Genomic DNA, 15360 nt, shown 5'->3' with positions numbered 1-15360 from the left:
TTTATTTGTTCTTTTACTTTACCGCTATGTTTAGAATTTATATTCCATACCAACTCTGTACAAGCGACCGAGATTGCCGTCAGAATACGGGCCAAAGTTCTGGTGATTGCTGATGTTGTCAATGCCCAGATAAATCTTGGTATCCTTGTTGAGATGTCTGGAAGCCATGATGTTAGCAATAGTGAAGTCCTTGGTTTCGTAAACAAAGTTGCCCATGGTGCTCTTATCGCCATTATTGAAGTAGTAGCCGATGTTAGATACAAGGTCAAAGCTCAGGTCCCAAGCATAAATATTTTCCGGCTGATAGGAAACGCCAAAGGTTACCTGATGCTTAGCTCTGTCTTTCAGACGAGTTCCTGCTGTTTTGTCTTTAGCATCCAAGAAGGTATAACCGGCGTTAAGATAAATATCCTTACCGATTCTATGAGAACCGTACAGCTCTACGCCCTGTAAAGTTGCTTCAGGGATATTTTCATAAGCCATAATCATGTCACCTGTAACGCCAGGATAAATATCAGGATGCTGCTCAGTATATTCTCCGGTCCAGCGGGTACTAATCAAATCTTTAACTTCATTTCTGAATAAGCCCAGATGGACGGTAGATCTGTCACCCCAATCCTTTTCAACAGATAATTCGTAGCTTAAGGATTTTTCAGGCTTCAAGTCAGGGTTACCAACATAGAATTGACCTTTGGAACCCCGATTTGCGGCATACATTTCCCAGAAAATGTACAAATCGTTTACAGTCGGAGTTTTATAGCCCTGACCAACTACAGCCTTAATACGTACATCATCGGCAGCATTATAGGTTGCAGCCAGGTTGCTGGTCAGCTTGTTGCTGAACTGATCACTGTGGTCAAAACGAACGGAAGGAATAATCAGCCATTTATCATTCGGTCTGAATTCGTCTTGAACATATGCTGCCATATAATTAATATCAGCCTTATCAAAAGCATCACGAGCACTAGAACCACTCAAAGATGTATTTGGTTTCTTTAAGCGTGTACCCTCACTCTCATCCTTACGATATTCAAAACCGGCAGTCAGCTTATTCTTATCACTAAGGTTAAATGTATCCTTGCCTTCAATAACGCTCAGAGTACGCTTAACCGTATCATGCTTAGGATCCTGCAGCTTCCAAGCTCCCGGTTTGCCCATCATCGTCATACGGGTATTATTCTGATTCGTGTAATGCTTATCAAATACTGATTTATAAGCTCGGAACATCCAGTCCTGCTTATCATCTGAACCCTGATAAGTAATAGCATAGTCAGTACGTTTATTATTATTCCAAATCGTCTGCACCTTATCCTGCCAAGTACTAGACGTCATAACAGTTCTGCTAGTAGTAGTTTTTTGATTCTCTTCCTTAATTTTGCTGAAATCTACGCTTAATTTATTGCCATTATCAAACTTATAGTCAACACTTAAAGAAATCGGCTGCTGCTTACCATAAAAATTCATGGAATCGCCGCTGCCCTTAGGATCCAAATACGGTCTGTTTTTATTCAGGCCAGCGTTGATTTTATAGGAATAGTTGCCTTCAGCGCCTTGCAGATACAGGTTTCCTTTATAGCCTGCGCCCTTGCCGTCCTCATACCAGCCATATTCATAATTAATGTCAGCAGTTGTCTTATCCGGAGTTTTGGTAATAACGTTAATTACACCACCCATAGCATCACTGCCATACATTGCACCCGCAGGTCCGCGGATGATTTCTACTCTTTCAACATCCTCCATACGAATACGGTCTACGTCCCAGGCATTGGCAGAGTTGTAAGCTGCCTCGCCGCCTAAACGCTTGCCGTCAACCATAATCAATACGTGACGGGATTCACTGCCGCGGATGCTGACATTGCTGCGTCCCTGGAAATCATTAAATACATTAACGCCCAAAGCGCCCTTTAAAGCATCATGCAAGGTTTTAGCCTGTGTCTGCTCCAGCTTTTTGCTGTCAACAATCTCTACGGTCGAAGGGGTTTCCTTAACTGTCATTGCCGTTCTGGTTGCGGTAACAACCATGGTGTCCAAGGAAAATTCCTGTAAATTCTCTTCAGCAGCGAATGCTGTCCCCCCCCATAGTACACCGCCAGTTAACAGGGTTGTCAGGACTAACTTAGATAGTTCTTTTTTCTGCATACTCATACCACTCCTTAAAATATATACCAATCACAGCTATAACAGATTAAATTTCGGCAAAGTCTGCCATAGCCAAAACCAGTCATTTACACATATGTCTATTCAGACATATGTGTTTTTTGTGCCTCTATCCGTTTTCGGAATCAATACTGTTTACAAGTATATCATTTAAAGATTGCGGTGTCAAGAAAAGTATGAAAACTGTTGCGATTTATTTTTACGTAAAAAATATTAAACCCAACAAAAATTTTTACATGATACGAACCAGAATATTTTATATTCCATTTATCCGTTGCAGATAACAAAAAAGACTCCCAATTTCTTGGAAGTCTTGAATTGCAGTTGGTGGCGGCGCACGGATTTGAACCGCGGACACTGCGGGTATGAACCGCATGCTCTAGCCAACTGAGCTACGCCGCCATTTGGAGCTGATGACCAGGATTGAACTGGTGACCTTATCCTTACCAAGGATACGCTCTGCCGACTGAGCTACATCAGCAATATTTAGTTGGTTGCGGGGGGCGGACTTGAACCACCGACCTTCGGGTTATGAGCCCGACGAGCTACCAACTGCTCCACCCCGCGATATTAAGTTGGTGGATGGGGTTGGATTCGAACCAACGAAGCGAAACGCGGCAGATTTACAGTCTGCTCCCTTTAACCACTCGGGAACCCATCCATAGGCAACATAGATATTATATTACAGCGAGATACTTTTGTCAAGCAAAAACTAAAAAATTATTTGAGCTTCTGACGCAGCGCCTCAAACATAACTATACCGGCAGCCATAGCCACGTTCAGCGATTCCGCACGTCCTTGCATAGGGATAAAGACGCGCTTGTCTGCTGCCGCCAGCAAAGCAGGACTCACGCCGTTGGCCTCGTTGCCCATAACAAAAGCCAAACGTCCCTGCAAATCAGCCTTGTACAAATTATCCGCGCCGTCCAGGCAGGTAACCAGCAGCTCATAGCCTGCCTTACGTGCTGCCTGCACCAACAGCTCCTCGCTCAAACCGCTCAGCACCGGCAGGTGGAACAGCGAGCCCATGGAAGCACGAACTGTTTTCGGCGCATAAATATCAGCGCAGCCCTGCAAAAGCAGCAAGCCACCTACACCGGCCGCATCCGCAGTACGCAGCATGGTGCCGATATTTCCCGGATCTGTTACACGGTCCAGAACAAGCAGCATTTTGCCGGATGCCAGAAAATCATCCAGACGCTTGCTGCGCATTTCACATACGGCAATAATTCCCTGCGGCGTTTCGGTATCGGCAATTTTTTTCAGCACCTTGTCGCTCACGCAGACGAGCTTAATCTGCTTGGCCGCAGCCTCTTCCAGCACGGCGCGGGTGCGGTCATCCTCAATCGCAGTATAAAAAATGCTCTGCACGGCGCCGTAACGCACTGCCTCTTCCACAGTACGCAGGCCTTCTGCCAAGAACAGGCCCTGCTGCTGACGATATTTCTTCTGCTTCAGCTCCGCTGCAGCCTTCACCATTGGGTTTTGCAATCCGGTAAGTTCCATCTTGTTTCTCCTCTATACGCAGCTAAATTACTTTTGCTACTATTATACTAATATATCTAAGCCAACGTCAATCAGCCGTTTATTATAATGAAAAAAGCTGTAAAAAGAACAACGCTGGTAATAATCGTCAATGAATTGAACAGGCTGGCCAGCTGTACATTTGCTCCCAACTTCTCTACAAAAATCGGGCCGATAATCGTGCAGGGTGCCATAAACGCCAGCGCAATCACATAATTTATCTCCTGCTTGAAAGGTGCCAGATAAATAAAAGCAGCGGCGCACAAGAGCGATATTGCATAACGCACGCTGAACAGCTCCTTGACATAGCCCATTGCCTTCTTATCCAGCTTGATTTCAAACATCATACCAATCATCAGCATACTTAAAAACGGGTTGCCTGTGCCCACAATCTCTGTAAACGTATACACGCTCTTAGGGAAGTTGAATCCTGCCAGCGACAGCAGCAGCATGCTGATATAAACAACAAACGGCACCGAATGCAGAAGCTTTTGCACAATATTCTTCATGCTGAATTTGTCCTTGCGTCCGTCCGCATAGCCGATGCAGGAGGCAGTCAACGCATAGGTCATACCAGTACACATAATGGAATTGCCCACGTCGAACATACACAGGCCGACTACGGCAAAGGGCGTTAAAAAGGCCTGCGCAAACGGCAGCGTAAAGCAGCCTATATTATAGCCGGCGAGGCTGAAGATATAGAAAATCTTGGTAGCCGGAGTATCACCGCGCGTCAGCATCAGAGATACAAAAAGCATCATTAGATTGCCGAATAAGCCTAAAAAGACGGCAGCGATTAGCGAATAATCCATCTCAAAATGTGCAAAGCTGTTGATTACGGCACAGGGCAGCGTAATATTCAAAACAATTTTGCTTACGACCTGATAATCGGTCGGTGAAAAAAAGCCGCGGCGTTTGCAGATATAGCCTATAAGTATGATGAGTACAAAGGCCAGGGCTTTACTTAAAACTACTAACATAAAACTAAACCCCTCACAAATTATAAAAAAGCCTGCTCCCATGCATGCACAGGAGCAGGCTCAGACCAGCGCCTACGCACCAGTCAGTATTTACTTTTTCTCTTACAGAGCAGCTTTTGCAGCTTCTACCAGCTTAGCGAAAGCAGCAGAGTCATAGATAGCCATGTCAGCCATAACTTTGCGGTTCATTTCGATGCCAGCTTTGGTCAGGCCGCAGATGAAACGGCTGTAGCTCAGGCCGTTAGCACGGGTAGCAGCGTTGATACGAGCAATCCACAGACGACGGAACTCGCGTTTTTTAGCGCGACGGTCACGACGAGCATAGGACAGAGCTTTCATTACCAGCTCGTTAGCTTTTTTGAATTGTTTGCTGCGGGAACCATAGTAACCTTTAGCCAGTTTCAGAATGTGTTTATGACGACGATGAGCGGTTACGCCCACTTTAACTCTTGCCATTGTTAGTATCCTCCTTTAAATCTCTTAATTATGCGTACGGGAGCATTTTTGCTACATGCTCTTTGTCAGTCTTGTGCACCAGAGCTGCTTTACGCAGGTTTCTCTTACGTGCAGGAGATTTATGTTCGAGAATGTGGCTCTTGAAGTTTTTAAAATGTTTGAATTCACCAGAAGCGGTTTTTTTGAAGCGCTTTGCAGCAGCTCTACGGGTTTTCATTTTCGGCATTGTGATTTCCTCCTCTATTATTTAGCAGGTTTTGGCGCAACAATCATAATCATGTTTTTGCCTTCTAATTTTGGAACTCTTTCTACGACGGCAATTTCTTTCAACTGCTGTGCCATACGATTCAGCAGCACCTCGCCAAGCTCAGGATGAGACAGTTCGCGGCCACGGAACATGATGGTAACTTTTACCTTATCGCCATCTTCCAGGAAACGTACTGCATTCTTATACTTAACATTGAAGTCGTGGTCCTCGATACCGGGACGCAGCTTAACTTCTTTAATGTCGAAGGTCTTTTGTTTCTTACGAGCTTCTTTTTCGCGTTTTTGCTGCTCGTAACGATACTTGCCATAATCCATAATCCGGCACACAGGCGGTTTTGCTGTCGGAGCAATTTCGACTAAGTCCAGATGATTTTCTAATGCAAGCTTCAGAGCGTCACGGCTGGACATAATGCCGAGCTGTTCGCCCCCATTGGCAATAACACGCACTTCACGCGCACGAATTTCTTCGTTAATACGCAAGCTTTCCTTACTTATAACAATTCACCTCCATGAACCTCAGATAAGCAATTACTGCTTATAAAATCTGTAACATATCAGATATAAGCAAAACAAAAAAGCGGGCAGAACAAATTCCACCCGCATGAATATCATATCCAACCCTGTCGAGCGTTTGCCGCAAGGTGAGAAGCGAGTGGCTTCTGCTTTGTTACTAGAATATGATAACACATAGCCTGATAAGTGTCAAGCTTTTTACAGTTTTTATTTAAAAAGATTTTTGATTTTATTGAAGAAGCTCTTTTCTTCGGGGCTGATATTATCCTTGCTGATTTCACCGAAGCTGCGTAGTGCATCCTTCTGCTTATCATTCAGCTTGGTCGGTACAACTACCTTAATGCGAACCAGCTGATCACCACGCTGACCGCCGCGCAGGCTGGGAATGCCCTTCCCCTTCAGGCGCAGCACCTTACCTGGCTGAGTGCCTTCGGGAACCTTAACGGTTACCTGACCATCCAGCGTAGGAACCTTGATCTCAGCGCCCAGGGTTGCCTGTACGATATTGACAGGTACCTCGCACAGAACAGTAGTGCCATCACGTTCAAAGAACTTGTGTGGCTTCACGTACAGATATACGTAAAGATCACCGCTCTGACCGCCCTTAGCACCGGCCTCGCCCTCGCCGCTTACGCGCAGACGGGAGCCGTTATCTACACCTGCAGGAATTTTTACCTTCAGGCGTTTATTCTTCTTCACAGTACCCTTGCCGCGGCATTCCTTGCAGGGGTTGGAAATAATCTTGCCTTCGCCGTGGCACTTGGAGCACGGACGCTCATTTACCATCTGACCGAACATGGTGTTCTGGGTGAAGCGTACATAGCCGGAGCCGTGACATTCAGGACAGGTTTCAACCTTGGAGCCGGGTTCTGCACCATCACCGTGGCAATGGTCGCAGGTTTCGTCGCGATACAGATTGATTTCCTTCTCTACGCCGAAAGCTGCTTCTTCAAAGGTAATTTCCATATCAAAGCGCAAATCCGCACCGCGCTGCGGGCCCGCTTCACGGCCGCCGCGACTGCGTCCCTGGCCGCCGAAGAACATATCGAAAATATCATCCATGCCTCCGCCGCCAAAGCCACCGAAGCCGCCGCCGAACGGATTACCGCCGGCGCCGCCGGCAGTCTGCGCCTGTTCGAAGGCATCAGGGCCAAGCTGGTCATACTGCTGGCGCTTCTGCTCATCGGAAAGGACGCTGTAAGCCTCGTTGGCTTCCTTGAATTTGTTCATGGCTTCTTCGTTGCCCTTATTGCGGTCAGGATGATATTTCAGGGCCAGTTTACGGAATGCTTTTTTTATTTCGTCCTGGGAAGCAGTTTTGCTTACTCCCAGTACCTCATAATAATCTCTCTTAGCCAAAACAGGCGCCTCCTAAAACTTTTCTAACGAATATTATTTAAGCATATAATGCCCAGATGCATAATGGCGGTTGCCACAGCAGCTGGGCACTAATATTATATTACTTTTTTACGTCTGCAGCAACAGCACAGATGATGCCTTTCACCTAACCTGAAGGCTGGTGAGAAGGTATCAGATGCTAGGCGAAACGACGACGGCGTACTTTTAGTACGTCGAGGCGTTTCAACGACGCAGATGGTGCCTTATCGACAGCCTTATTTCTTGTCGTCGTCAACAACTTCCGCATCTACAACATCGTCATCGGCTTTTTTAGCACCTTGAGCACCCTGAGCACCTGCAGCGCCTTGTGCGCCTGCAGCACCCTCTTGTGCCTGGGTTTCTTTGTAAAGCTCAGCGCTCAGCTCGTACAGCGGTTTGGTCAGAGCTTCGGTATCAGCTTTAATCTTGTCAAGGTCGTCGCCCTTCATGGTTTCCTTCAGGGTGTCAACAGCAGCTTTAACCTTAGCGATTAATTCGTCCTTGCCTTTGCCTTCCATGTCTTTCATGGTCTTTTCAGCCTGATAGCACATGTTGTCAGCCTGGTTACGAACTTCTACGCCCTCTTTACGTTTCTTATCAGCTTCAGCGTTAGCTTCTGCTTCTTTAACCATTCTGTCTACTTCGTCCTTATCAAGGGTGCCGGAGGAGGTAATGGTAATCTTTTGTTCTTTGCCGGTGCCAAGGTCTTTAGCGCTTACGTTAACGATACCGTTAGCATCGATGTCGAAGGAAACTTCGATTTTAGGAATTCCACGCGGTGCAGCCGGGATGCCGGACAGCTCGAAGCGGCCCAGAGTTTTGTTGTCTGCAGCCATTTCACGTTCGCCTTGCAGAACATGGATATCAACGGAAGGCTGGTTATCTGCAGCGGTAGAGAATACCTGTTTCTTAGAGGTCGGGATGGTGGTGTTACGGTCGATAATCTTGGTGAATACACCGCCGAGGGTTTCAATACCCAGGGACAACGGAGTTACATCCAGCAGCAATACGTTGCCGGTACCTTCTTCACCGGAGAGAACGCCGGCCTGGATAGCCGCACCTACTGCAACGCATTCATCCGGGTTAACTCCTTTGTAAGGCTCTTTGCCCATGAATGCTTTGATAGCAGCCTGTACAGCCGGGATACGGGAAGAACCGCCGACCAGGATTACTTTGCTGATATCGCTTGCGGAAAGACCTGCATCGCTCATAGCCTGACGAACAGGGCCCATGGTACGTTCAACCAGATCAGCAGTCATTGCTTCGAATTTAGCACGAGTCAGGTCCATATCCAAATGTTTCGGGCCGTCAGCACCTGCAGTGATGAACGGCAGGTTGATGTTAGTGCTCATAACGCCGGACAATTCGATTTTAGCTTTTTCAGCAGCCTCACGCAAACGCTGCATAGCCATACGGTCGGTAGAAAGGTCAATGCCTTCAGCTTTCTTGAATTCGTCAACCATCCAGTCCATGATTTTCTTATCGAAGTCATCGCCGCCCAGATGAGTATCACCGTTGGTTGCTTTTACTTCGAATACGCCGTCGCCGACATCCAGAATGGATACATCGAAGGTGCCGCCGCCGAGGTCGTATACCATGATGGTATGGTCGTCGGTTTTATCAATGCCGTATGCCAGAGAAGCAGCGGTAGGCTCGTTGACGATACGCAGAACATCAAGGCCTGCAATCTTGCCTGCGTCTTTAGTAGCCTGACGTTGGCTGTCATTGAAGTATGCCGGAACAGTGATAACTGCCTGGGATACAGTTTCGCCCAAATAAGCCTCTGCATCAGCTTTCAGTTTTTGCAGAATCATTGCGGAAATTTCTTCCGGGGAATATTTTTTGTCGTCGATAGTTACTCTGTAAGAGCCTTCGCCCATGTGACGTTTGATGGAGCTGATGGTTCTGTCAGGGTTGGAAACTGCCTGACGTTTTGCCAGCTGACCAACCAGACGCTCGCCGTTTTTAGCAAAGCCTACAACAGACGGGGTTAAGCGGCTGCCTTCCTGATTAGTGATGACGGTAGGTTCGCCGCCTTCCATAACTGCAACAACACTATTAGTAGTACCTAAGTCAATACCAATTACTTTAGCCATGATTTTTATCCTCCTGATTACTATCCTTCGGTGATGCGGCAGCTGCCGCATTTTTACCGAATCGATGTGATATATTTTTTAAATTTATTGTAAAGAGCACGCCAGCTTTATTCGTTGGTGTTTACTCTTACCTTACTGTGACGGATAACCTTGTCACCCAGCTTATAGCCTTTTTCGAAAACCATATCTACGATTTCATCATCCAGCTCCGGATTATGACCGCGCATTACGGCTTCGTGGATGTTCGGGTCAAACTTGGCATTTTGAGCTTCGATTTCTTCTATCTTCAGATCCTTGAAGGCATCTTCAAACTGACGGCGAATTTTTTTCATACCGTCGACAACTGCATCCACATTATCGCCCTTTTCGACGCTTGCTTCAGCACGCTCAAAATTATCTAAAACCTTTAAGAACTTGCCAACCACATTTGCTGTTACAAAGGTGGAAAGCTGTTCCTTTTCTATATTGGTGCGACGGCGGAAGTTTTCAAAATCGGCCTGCAATCTCAATAAACGATTTTGCAGCTCTTCGATTTTGGCATCCTTCGGGTCAACCTCAGGCTCAGCGGCTTCCTCCGCATTTTTTGCATCTTCAGCTTTTTCAGCTTCTGCAGCTTCCGCAGTTTCCTGTTCGGCAGCCTTCGCTTCCGCAGCCTCCTGCTCAGCCTGTTTTTCTTTCATTTCATTATCCTGCAAGGCTCTTCCTCCTTAGTTTTATTTATTGTCTGGCTTCTGCTCGAACATCGTTTTCAAATACTTATGCAGGTAATCCATTACGGTAATTACCTTGCCGTATTCCATACGCGTCGGGCCAAGAACTGCCATCGTACCGACTATCTGACCGTTAAGACGGTAGGTTGCCTGTACCATGCTGCAATCCTGAATGCCGGTGAATTTGTTTTCACTGCCAATCGTGATCTTCAGTCCGCTGTCCTCGCCTGCCTTCAGCAAATCGCGTACTACGCGCTCCTCCTCCAGAATACCCAGAAGATTCTTCACACGCTCCACGTCGCGGAATTCCGGCTGGTTAAGCAGCTGCTTGGTGCCGCCCAGGAAAACCTTTTGCTGCTGGTATTTTTGACGCATCTGGCGGATGGACTGTACCAGCGATGTGAACAGCAGCTTATCATCTGCTATATTGGTATGCACCGCCTGCAGCAGGTCCTCGGTAATGTTCGCCAGCGCTCTGCCTTCCAGCAGTCTGCTGACGCGTCCTGCCATGTAGTCCAGCTCCTCCGGCCGCATTCCCAAAGGAATTTCTACCACGCAGTTGGCCACATTGCCGTCATCTGTTACTATGCACAGGATGGCATGGTGCTCATCCAGAGGTAAAAACTTCATATAACGGAAGCACGCACCGGCATCACGGTTAGCCAGCACCATTGAAACATTCTTCGTCATCCGGGAAAGGATTTTCGCCGTTGACTGGAAGATTTCATCAATGCTTCTGCGTCTTTCGCTGAACCAGCCGTTAATCAGTGCTCTGTCATTATCTGTCAGAGTGCCGGGCTCAACGAGTGAGTCGACATAAAGACGATAAGCCTGAGCCGACGGTACACGTCCGGCCGAGGTGTGCGGCTGCTCCAGATAACCCAGGAGCTCCAGGTCGCTCATCTCGTTACGGATGGTCGCAGGACTGAGGCCCAAATCATATTTGCGGGCAATCGTCCTTGAACCTACAGGCTCAGCGGTTGAAATATAATCCTCAATTATGAGCTGGAGAATTTTTTTCTTTCTTTCGTTTAACATATTCCCACCTCATTTTGATTGTTAGCACTCTATCATTAGGAGTGCTAACATCTTGATACTAGAATAGCACTAGCCTACTTTATTGTCAACACCTTTTTGATTTATTTTTAAGTTATCACAAAAACTTCAAATATTTGATTGCCGACCTCCATACCACGCTCTGTCAGGCGCAGTCTTTGCGTGCTTGCATCATACGCAATAAGCTTTTGTTCAAGCAGCGGCGCCAGCTCGGAGGCAAAGCGCTGCAGCACATCCACGTCAAAGCGCTCGCGTGCCTCCGCCAGGCTCGCGCCTTCGCTGCGGCGCAGTCCCATAAACATAAATTCCTCCAAAAGCTCTGCGCAAGATAATTCTTCTACATTATATAATGCACTGTCGCGCAAATCGTCACCGCTGAAGCTTCGCAGCTGCCCGGTGTATTCCTTAACCGTACTCAGAGCGGTACGCCGCCTTTGCCCGTCAAAGCCGCAGGCGGCAGCGCCGAAGGCCATGTAGGGATGATACTGCCAATAAACCGTATTGTGCCGCGAATACTGTCCTTTTTTGGCATAGTTGGAAATTTCGTAGCGCTCAAAGCCACGCTCGCGCAAAAAGCTCTGCACCAGCTCATACATATCTGCCGCCGTATCCTCGTCAGGCAAAGTTATTCTGCCCTTGTCCACAAGGCTTGCGAGCGGCGTGCCCTCCTCCACAATCAGGCCGTAAACAGAAATATGCTCTATGCCCGTATCGGCCAGACGCTCCAGCGTATCCTGCAGGCTGGCCATAGTCTGCGACGGCAGGCCGTAAATCAAATCCGCACTGATGCGTGCGAAGCCTGCTTTGCGTGCCAATGCCAACGCCTCCAGTGCCTGCTGTGCGTTGTGAATGCGTCCTATTGCCCGCAGCTCGTCATCCTGCAGCGACTGTACGCCGAAGCTGATGCGGTCAAAGCCAAGGCTGCGCAATGTCTGCAGCTTGGCTAAATTCGCCGTGCCGGGGTTCACCTCAATCGTTGCCTCGCAGGGCTGCTGCCAAAAGCCGTACTGCTTCAATGCATTCACCAGCTTAGCAATACATTCCGTAGGCAGCACGCTCGGCGTACCGCCGCCAAAGTAAATGCTGGCGTTCGCCGCCATATTTGCCGCCTCATCCGCACGCATGGCGATTTCTTTGCACACAGCGTCGGTATAGTCACGCTTCGCCTGCTCGCCAAAGCCTGCATAAGAAGCAAAATCGCAATACAGACATTTCTGTACGCAAAACGGTATATGCAGATAAAGTGCCTGATATTGCTGCCAAAGACGCACATTTTTATTTTCCATCATCATTTATCTTCTCCATATCTTGAAAAAACGCCGCCACAGAAATTACTGCAGCGACGCACTAAAGCAAATTTTATTTTCCCTTTTTATAGAACCATTTTTTATACGCAAAAAAGACAGCGCCCACAACCAAGATCAAAATCGTTAATCTTTGGCTGTGCTCCTGAAAATTAACTACATCATGACCGATGACAACCTCCAAGGCCGTAGAAGGAAATTTGCCGATAAGGTTGGCAATAATGTAATCACGCGCACTCATGCTGCTCACAGCACCCACCGCCGTCAAAATACCTGACGGAAAATACGGCAGCGCCCTGGCAAAGGCCATCCACTCCAGGCCGTGCTTGCTGCTTGCTTCATCAATGGATTTCAGCGAGTTGCTTTTTTCAATCAGCTTCTGCGCCGTATCACGGAAGAAAAAGCGCATCAGGTAAAAGCTGATGACAACACCGGTTGTTTCCGCCAGCCAGGAAATAGTAATACCAAGCGGCAGACCGAAAATCAGACCGTTGGCTGTAGAAAGAAAAATCGACGGGAAAACACTGCCGGCATTAATCAGCACATCCAGCACAAAACTGATTAAAATCGCCCAATGGCCAAAGGAGCGCAGATATTCCACCAAGCCGTTGACATTGCCGCTGATTGCCAGCGTAAAGGTTTTGTTGAAGAAATCATCGGCAAAAAAGTGAATACCCAAAAACAAGGCCACCAGCAAAACTGCCGCCGTCACCTTAGCACAAACATCAGGATTTTTTAACCAGTCTTTTTTCATGTATTTATAACCTCTTTAAGTATTGAAAATCATATTAAAGCGTTCGCCAAACTGCATTTCCACCAGACGACGGATTTCCGCCCAGTCCTCCGGCGTACGCAGCTGCGCCTGCGCCAGTTGGCGAACCTGCGCAATTACGTCAACATCTCGCATTATATCAGCAATTCGCAAATCTGGCAAGCCATGCTGCTTTAAGCCGAAGAGCTGGCCTGCACCGCGCTGCTCCATATCCTTTTCCGCAAGATAAAAGCCGTCCTCGCTCTCATGCAGTACGTTCAGTCGCGCCAATGCCTCCGGCAAATCGGCGGCCGTCAGCAGCACGCAGTAGGATTGCTCGCTGCCGCGTCCTACACGTCCGCGCAGCTGATGCAGCTGTGCCAAGCCGAAGCGCTCCGCATTTTCAATCACCATCAGCGTAGCATTGGGCACGTTCACGCCAACCTCAATAACCGTAGTGCTCACCAGCACCTTCAGCTCGCCTGCCGCAAAGCTGCTCATAATCGCATCCTTCTCCGCACCCTTCAGCCGGCCATGCAGCAGAGCGCAGGGAATATCCTGCAGAAAATCACGCTTCAGCTCCTCGTATACTCTTTCTGCGCTATGCACAGCCAGAACATCGGATTCCTCAATCAGCGGGCAGACAACATAAGCCTGTCTTCCTGCCTGCACCTGACGCACCAGGCCGGCGTACACCTCACGGCGGCGCTCATCCGTATAACACAGCGTCCGCACCGGCTTGCGCTGCGGCGGACGTCCCTTCATTACGGAAATATCCAGATCGCCGTAAACAGTAAGCGCCAAGGTACGCGGAATCGGCGTTGCCGTCATTACCAGTACATCGGGAGCATTGGCCGACTTGTTGGACAGGCGTGCACGCTGCTCTACGCCGAAGCGGTGCTGCTCGTCTGTCACCGTCAGCGACAGATTGGCAAAGCGCACATCCTCCTCCAGCAGAGCATGCGTACCCACAACTACATCAACAAGGCCAAGCTCCAGATTCAGCAGCAGCTCACGCCTTGCCTTAGCACGCATACCGCCAGTCAGTAAAGCAATACGCACACCGTAAGGCTGCAGATATTGCTCCAGCGTTTCAAAATGCTGCGCAGCCAAAATCTCCGTAGGCACCATAATGCAGCCCTGATAACCGTTTTCCACCGCCTTAGCCAACGCCAGCGCGCTGATAACCGTCTTGCCGCTGCCTACATCGCCTTGCAGAATGCGGTGCATAGGCTTCTTATCCTGCATATCCAGCGAAATCTCACGCCACGCCTGCTGCTGTGCCGCCGTCAGCTCAAAGGGCAGTCCCTGTATTACGTCTTTAACAAGCGCACCGTCGACAGCATGCTTGATGCCTTCTCTGTTATCATGGCTCTGTTGGCGGTAGTAAAGCAAACCGCACTGCAGCAAAAACAGCTCCTCAAAAACAAAGCGCTGCTTGGCACGTCGCAATGCTTCCCAGCTTTCCGGAAAGTGAATATTTTTCAGCGCCGTATAGCGGTCGGGCAAATTGCATTGGCTCACAACCTTCGCCGGCAGGCTTTCCGGTAAATCCTTTGCTGCCAGGCGCAGCGCCTCGCTTACCCAAGTACGCAGGTTCTTCTGCGTCAGGTTACCGCTCAAAGCATATACCGGTACAATACCCGGCGTTTTGCCCTCGTCCTGCTCCAAGGTCTGCACATCAACCTCACTGACGGACTTTGTAGTGCGCCCCTGCCTTACGCGGCCCGTAATCTGCAGCACGGTATCCGGCTTCAGCTTCTGCGCCTTATAGCGCTGCCCGCCGAAAAAGTACAGCGTGGCATAACCTGTTTCGTCACGCACCGTCACGGACGTATAGCTGCGGCGGCTGCCACCGTAGCCGTTTTTCACCTGATAAACGGTCGCTTTGAAAATCTGCTTACTGTTGTCTACATCAAGCTCCTTAATCGTTTTGAGCTTGGCATAATCAAGATAAGCACCCTGACGCGGGTAAAATTCCAGCAAATCACCCACGCTGAAAATATTAAGAGCAGCCAGCTCAGCTGCCTTTTTTACACCTACACCTTTTAGTGTTGTTACAGGTTCTTTCCACCACATTTATAAAAATACCCTCTTTATCTTAAAATTCCCTTGATTTTCTGCGCTCTTTATGGTATGATACTCATGTTAAATTTGAATGTGCCTTAT

General features: G+C 48.3%; 13 protein-coding genes, 4 tRNA genes and 1 other annotated feature. All 17 genes read right to left on the bottom strand.

The window, feature by feature from the left end:
- Positions 1-30: 30 nt before the first annotated feature.
- The 17 genes from Q7Q81_RS01710 to recG all read right to left on the bottom strand — a co-directional run bounded on the left by Q7Q81_RS01710 (position 31) and on the right by recG (position 15270).
- Positions 31-2139, bottom strand: coding sequence for a TonB-dependent receptor plug domain-containing protein (locus tag Q7Q81_RS01710; protein ID WP_304273199.1), 2109 nt, complete (start codon positions 2137-2139; stop codon positions 31-33).
- A 343-nt stretch (positions 2140-2482) separates the two neighbouring features.
- Positions 2483-2559, bottom strand: a tRNA-Met gene (locus tag Q7Q81_RS01705).
- Between the two features lie 3 nt (positions 2560-2562).
- Positions 2563-2638: transfer RNA gene (locus Q7Q81_RS01700), tRNA-Thr, on the bottom strand.
- 10 nt (positions 2639-2648) lie between these two features.
- A tRNA-Met gene (locus tag Q7Q81_RS01695) sits at positions 2649-2724 on the bottom strand.
- Between the two features lie 9 nt (positions 2725-2733).
- Positions 2734-2818: transfer RNA gene (locus tag Q7Q81_RS01690), tRNA-Tyr, on the bottom strand.
- A 59-nt stretch (positions 2819-2877) separates the two neighbouring features.
- A complete protein-coding gene (locus tag Q7Q81_RS01685; RefSeq protein ID WP_293721786.1) occupies positions 2878-3663 on the bottom strand; it encodes a TrmH family RNA methyltransferase in 786 nt (261 codons plus the stop codon).
- Positions 3664-3734: 71 nt separating this feature from the next.
- Positions 3735-4661, bottom strand: coding sequence for an AEC family transporter (locus tag Q7Q81_RS01680; RefSeq protein WP_304273196.1), 927 nt, complete (start codon positions 4659-4661; stop codon positions 3735-3737).
- Between the two features lie 102 nt (positions 4662-4763).
- A complete protein-coding gene (gene rplT, locus Q7Q81_RS01675) occupies positions 4764-5117 on the bottom strand; it encodes a 50S ribosomal protein L20 (protein WP_210684724.1) in 354 nt (117 codons plus the stop codon).
- A gap of 28 nt (positions 5118-5145) precedes the next feature.
- Positions 5146-5343, bottom strand: coding sequence for a 50S ribosomal protein L35 (rpmI, locus tag Q7Q81_RS01670; protein ID WP_009145115.1), 198 nt, complete (start codon positions 5341-5343; stop codon positions 5146-5148).
- Positions 5344-5360: 17 nt separating this feature from the next.
- Positions 5361-5864 (bottom strand): translation initiation factor IF-3, encoded by a 504-nt coding sequence (infC, locus tag Q7Q81_RS01665; protein WP_009145116.1) that lies wholly within the window; start codon positions 5862-5864, stop codon positions 5361-5363.
- 83 nt (positions 5865-5947) lie between these two features.
- Positions 5948-6055, bottom strand: a sequence feature (ribosomal protein L20 leader region).
- A gap of 49 nt (positions 6056-6104) precedes the next feature.
- Positions 6105-7256 carry a molecular chaperone DnaJ gene (gene dnaJ, locus Q7Q81_RS01660; protein ID WP_304273194.1) on the bottom strand — a complete coding sequence of 384 codons (1152 nt, stop codon included), beginning with the start codon at positions 7254-7256 and terminating at the stop codon, positions 6105-6107.
- A gap of 254 nt (positions 7257-7510) precedes the next feature.
- Positions 7511-9370, bottom strand: coding sequence for a molecular chaperone DnaK (gene dnaK / locus Q7Q81_RS01655; RefSeq protein WP_304273191.1), 1860 nt, complete (start codon positions 9368-9370; stop codon positions 7511-7513).
- Positions 9371-9477: 107 nt separating this feature from the next.
- Positions 9478-10065: a nucleotide exchange factor GrpE gene (gene grpE / locus Q7Q81_RS01650; RefSeq protein ID WP_304273188.1), complete on the bottom strand. Its 588-nt coding sequence runs from the start codon at positions 10063-10065 to the stop codon at positions 9478-9480.
- Positions 10066-10083: 18 nt separating this feature from the next.
- Positions 10084-11118: a heat-inducible transcriptional repressor HrcA gene (gene hrcA / locus Q7Q81_RS01645; RefSeq protein ID WP_021719315.1), complete on the bottom strand. Its 1035-nt coding sequence runs from the start codon at positions 11116-11118 to the stop codon at positions 10084-10086.
- Positions 11119-11225: 107 nt separating this feature from the next.
- Entirely contained in the window at positions 11226-12428 is a 1203-nt protein-coding gene (gene hemW / locus Q7Q81_RS01640) for a radical SAM family heme chaperone HemW (RefSeq protein ID WP_304273185.1), read from the bottom strand.
- A gap of 67 nt (positions 12429-12495) precedes the next feature.
- Positions 12496-13194 carry a TVP38/TMEM64 family protein gene (locus Q7Q81_RS01635; RefSeq protein ID WP_304273182.1) on the bottom strand — a complete coding sequence of 233 codons (699 nt, stop codon included), beginning with the start codon at positions 13192-13194 and terminating at the stop codon, positions 12496-12498.
- A gap of 15 nt (positions 13195-13209) precedes the next feature.
- Positions 13210-15270, bottom strand: coding sequence for an ATP-dependent DNA helicase RecG (gene recG / locus Q7Q81_RS01630; RefSeq protein WP_304273181.1), 2061 nt, complete (start codon positions 15268-15270; stop codon positions 13210-13212).
- Between the last annotated feature and the right edge of the window lie 90 nt (positions 15271-15360).

The organism is Phascolarctobacterium succinatutens (assembly GCF_958453765.1).
Lineage (GTDB): Bacteria > Bacillota > Negativicutes > Acidaminococcales > Acidaminococcaceae > Phascolarctobacterium_A > Phascolarctobacterium_A succinatutens_B.
This window is presented reverse-complemented; position numbering and strand designations above follow the sequence as displayed.

Coding starts and splice junctions, on each gene's coding strand:
- Q7Q81_RS01685 (WP_293721786.1), bottom strand. CDS start 3,663: ATGGAACTTACCGGATTGCAAAACCCAATGGTGAAGGCTGCAGCGGAG.
- hemW (WP_304273185.1), bottom strand. CDS start 12,428: ATGATGATGGAAAATAAAAATGTGCGTCTTTGGCAGCAATATCAGGCA.
- Q7Q81_RS01680 (WP_304273196.1), bottom strand. CDS start 4,661: ATGTTAGTAGTTTTAAGTAAAGCCCTGGCCTTTGTACTCATCATACTT.
- Q7Q81_RS01635 (WP_304273182.1), bottom strand. CDS start 13,194: ATGAAAAAAGACTGGTTAAAAAATCCTGATGTTTGTGCTAAGGTGACG.
- rplT (WP_210684724.1), bottom strand. CDS start 5,117: ATGGCAAGAGTTAAAGTGGGCGTAACCGCTCATCGTCGTCATAAACAC.
- dnaK (WP_304273191.1), bottom strand. CDS start 9,370: ATGGCTAAAGTAATTGGTATTGACTTAGGTACTACTAATAGTGTTGTT.
- Q7Q81_RS01710 (WP_304273199.1), bottom strand. CDS start 2,139: ATGCAGAAAAAAGAACTATCTAAGTTAGTCCTGACAACCCTGTTAACT.
- recG (WP_304273181.1), bottom strand. CDS start 15,270: ATGTGGTGGAAAGAACCTGTAACAACACTAAAAGGTGTAGGTGTAAAA.
- rpmI (WP_009145115.1), bottom strand. CDS start 5,343: ATGCCGAAAATGAAAACCCGTAGAGCTGCTGCAAAGCGCTTCAAAAAA.
- hrcA (WP_021719315.1), bottom strand. CDS start 11,118: ATGTTAAACGAAAGAAAGAAAAAAATTCTCCAGCTCATAATTGAGGAT.